Below are 3,206 nucleotides of genomic sequence, written 5' to 3' on the forward strand. Positions count from 1 at the left end.
TCTTCAAGGAGAACACCCGCATGTTCTATGGCGACGCCAAAGACAGCCTCAACAAACTGCTGCCAATGATCGAGTGATCCGTCGGTGGGTTAAAAATCCACCCTACGTGGCAGGGCGCGAAGCCAATATTCAGGAAACACAGAAATGACCGATACTCTCGAATTGCGCGGCATGACATGGGATCATCCGCGTGGCTATGACTGCCTTGTGGCGGCGTCAGATCGCTATGCTCAGGAAACTAGCGTGCGTATCCACTGGAAAAAGCGCTCGCTTCAGGCCTTTGCCGATCAATCCATTGCCGATCTTGCTGCTGAGAACGACTTCCTCGTGCTTGATCATCCGCATGTCGGGCAAATCGCAGAAAGCCGGTCCCTGCTGGCCCTGCCGGCGTGGCAGGACGTAGCGGGCGGGTCGATGGGCGGCTCTGTCGAAAGCTATGTCTATGGCGACCAGACCTGGGCATACCCGATTGATGCGGCCTGTCAGATGGCGGTGGTGCGGCCCGACAGCGGATTGAAGATGCCGCAGCGGTGGGAGGATTTTCTGACCGCCGATGCGAGCCGGTTCCGGGCGATCACACCGCTTCTGCCGGTTGATGCCCTGGACATGCTGATGACGCTGGTGGCGGCGTGTGGGGAAGAGGTTTTACCTGTCTCGCAAGAGGCTTTTGTAAGTGATATCAATGGCATAGCGGCACTGGACCTGCTCAAGGCGCTCTATAAGCTCGGCCCGGCAGAGGCCTGTGACATGAATCCGATCCGGGTGCTGGAGCTTTTGTCGACAGAACAGGAGTTTGCCATGTCGCCCTGCCTGTTCGGCTATGTGAACTACGCCCGCCCGGGCTTTCGCCCGCATCAGTTGCACTACGTTGACCTGCCGGTGTTTGCCGGTCACGGCACCCGGCGCGGCATTTTGGGCGGCGCGGGGATCGGGGTCTCGGCGCGGACCAAAGCGCCCGAAGCTGCGCTGGATTTCGTGCGCTGGGTGACCTCTGAGCCGGTGCAATCCGGCATTTACCTGGAAAATGAAGGCCAGCCCGCGCATCGCCAGACCTGGGAAATTCGCCGCAAAGATCCGACTTATGCCGGTTTCTTCGACGGGGCCTTTGATACGATGGCCGATGCCTGGACCCGCCCGCGCGACGAATGGTTCCTGCATTTCGTCGACGACGTCTGTGACATCATGTCGAATTTCTTCCTCAGGGACATCGGTTCGGACGATTTCCTGAAACAGATCAACACGCTTTACCGCCATCACATCGCGAAGGGATAAGATCTTGCCAGTTGCTGTTATTACCGGGGGCAACAAAGGCCTCGGGATTGCCCAGACACGGAAATTTCTGGCTGCGGGGTTCGACGTTCACGTCGTCGCCCGCAGCGAAGGCGAGTTGGCCGACCTGTCGGGGCCGGTGCATTTCGTGCAGCATGACCTGAGCCAGGCTGCCGATACCTCCTACCTCGACCGTATTCATGCCGACACCGGGCGCATTGACGTGCTGGTCAACAATGCCGGGATGCACCTGAAAAAGCCGATTTGGGATGTCACGGGGGATGAGCTGGCCCAAGTGATGGACCTGAACGTCAAGGCGATGTTCCTGGCCTGCGGCGCCTATGTGCGACTGCAAAGGGAGCTGGGCGGGGCGATCGTCAACATTTCGTCCATGGGCGGGATCATGGCGTTGCCGTCGGCGGCGGCCTATGTCACAGCCAAGACCGCGGTGATCGGGCTGACCCGGTCCGTTGCGGTGGATGCGGCGCAATACGGCATTCGCTGCAATGCGGTCTGCCCGGGGTTCATCGACACCGACATGACGCGCGCGGTCCTGGCCAAAGACCCCGAGCGACGGGCCAAGATCGAGGGCCGCATCCCGGCGCACACGTTTGGCACGCCGGAAAACGTGGCCGATGTGGTGCATTTCCTGGCCAGCGAGGCCTCGGCCTATGTCAACGGCACCGCCATCCCAGTGGATGGCGGTTATGCCATCGGATTCTAGGAGTTGACCCATGACCTATACCAAGACACTTCTGACAGCGGCGCGCTCCATCGCGGTGGAACAGGCCGAGATGCCCGATACCATCGAAGAGGGCTGGGTTCGGCTGAAACTGGCCACGGCCAGCATCTGTGGCACCGACATGCATTACTTTCGCCATTTTGCCAACGCGGGGTTTCAACTGGATTACCCGGTGACCCTGGGGCACGAGGCGTGTGGGCACGTGGTGGATGCCAATGGCGCGGACCTGGCCGTGGGGCAGTTCGTGGCCATCAACCCGGTAATCGAATGCGGGCAGTGCGACCGGTGCAAGACGGGTGACATCAACATGTGCCCGAACAAGCGTTTTCCCGGATCGGCCACGACCAAGCCGCATATCGACGGGTTCTTCCGTGAATACTTTGATTTTCCGGCGCGTTGCCTGACACCCGTGGCGGATCACGTCAAACCCGATCACCTGACCTTTGCCGAACCCTTGGCCTGTGCCATGCATTCGGTCAATCGGGCCGGCATCACCGCCGGTCAGAGGGTGCTGGTGACAGGCTGTGGCCCGATGGGGCTTCTGGCGACGGTGGGCGCGCATGCGCTAGGGGCCGAGGTCGATGTCACCGACTTGAAATCTGAGGCGATCGAAGCCGCCCGTGCCGTTGGGGCCCGCGCCGGTTTCGTGACCGGGCGCGATGACATGGGTAAACTGGACAACACCTATGACGTGGTAATCGAAGCGAGCGGCTCACCCCATGCCTATAATCAGGCGCTGGCGGCGGTGCGCAAACAGGGGGTCGTGTCGATCCTGTCGCTGATCCAGCCCAGCCAGGTGCCGGTGAACCTCCACCTTCTGGCGCTCAAGGAAATCACGGTGACTGGGTCGATCCTATTCACCAATGAATTTGCCAAGGCAGTTGCGCTAATCACCTCTGGCACGGTGGATTTCGACGCATTGATCGGCGGCCGCTTTGCCGTAGCCGAGACCGGGGCTGCCTGTTCACTGATGGCCGACGGAGGTGCCGTGGGCAAAGTGCTGATCACGGCGGATGTGTAACGCTGGATTTCCTGGCAATTGGTGAAGCCCTGACCGGCTTCATGTACCGCCCTCCGGGGAACGAATTTTTTTAACAGCAGGAGCAGGGAATTTGCGAGGTAGTGTCGCAAAGTTACGGATTTCGGTTGCGTTGCTGGGCGTGTAGAACCAGACCCGACCCTTTCCCGAGACCGC

The 3,206-nt window shown here is 60.4% G+C and carries 3 protein-coding genes; all 3 read left to right on the forward strand.

Annotated elements, in window-relative coordinates; all coding sequences use genetic code 11:
* Window positions 1-144 precede the first annotated feature (144 nt).
* Genes Q4577_RS23550 through Q4577_RS23560 form a run of 3 tightly spaced genes read left to right on the forward strand, consistent with a single transcriptional unit; the run spans window position 145 to window position 3,032 of the window.
* Window positions 145-1,272, forward strand: a complete 1,128-nt coding sequence (locus tag Q4577_RS23550; RefSeq protein ID WP_303473345.1) for an ABC transporter substrate-binding protein — start codon at window positions 145-147, stop codon at window positions 1,270-1,272.
* Window positions 1,273-1,276: 4 nt separating this feature from the next.
* On the forward strand, window positions 1,277-1,993 hold the full coding sequence (locus tag Q4577_RS23555; RefSeq protein ID WP_303473347.1) for an SDR family NAD(P)-dependent oxidoreductase: 717 nt from the start codon (window positions 1,277-1,279) through the stop codon (window positions 1,991-1,993).
* A gap of 10 nt (window positions 1,994-2,003) precedes the next feature.
* The gene (locus Q4577_RS23560) at window positions 2,004-3,032 is read left to right on the forward strand and encodes a zinc-binding dehydrogenase (protein WP_303473348.1); all 1,029 of its coding nucleotides are present in this window, start codon (window positions 2,004-2,006) and stop codon (window positions 3,030-3,032) included.
* Window positions 3,033-3,206 lie beyond the last annotated feature (174 nt).

Source organism: Marinovum sp. 2_MG-2023 (assembly GCF_030548265.1).
Classification (GTDB): Bacteria; Pseudomonadota; Alphaproteobacteria; order Rhodobacterales; family Rhodobacteraceae; genus Marinovum.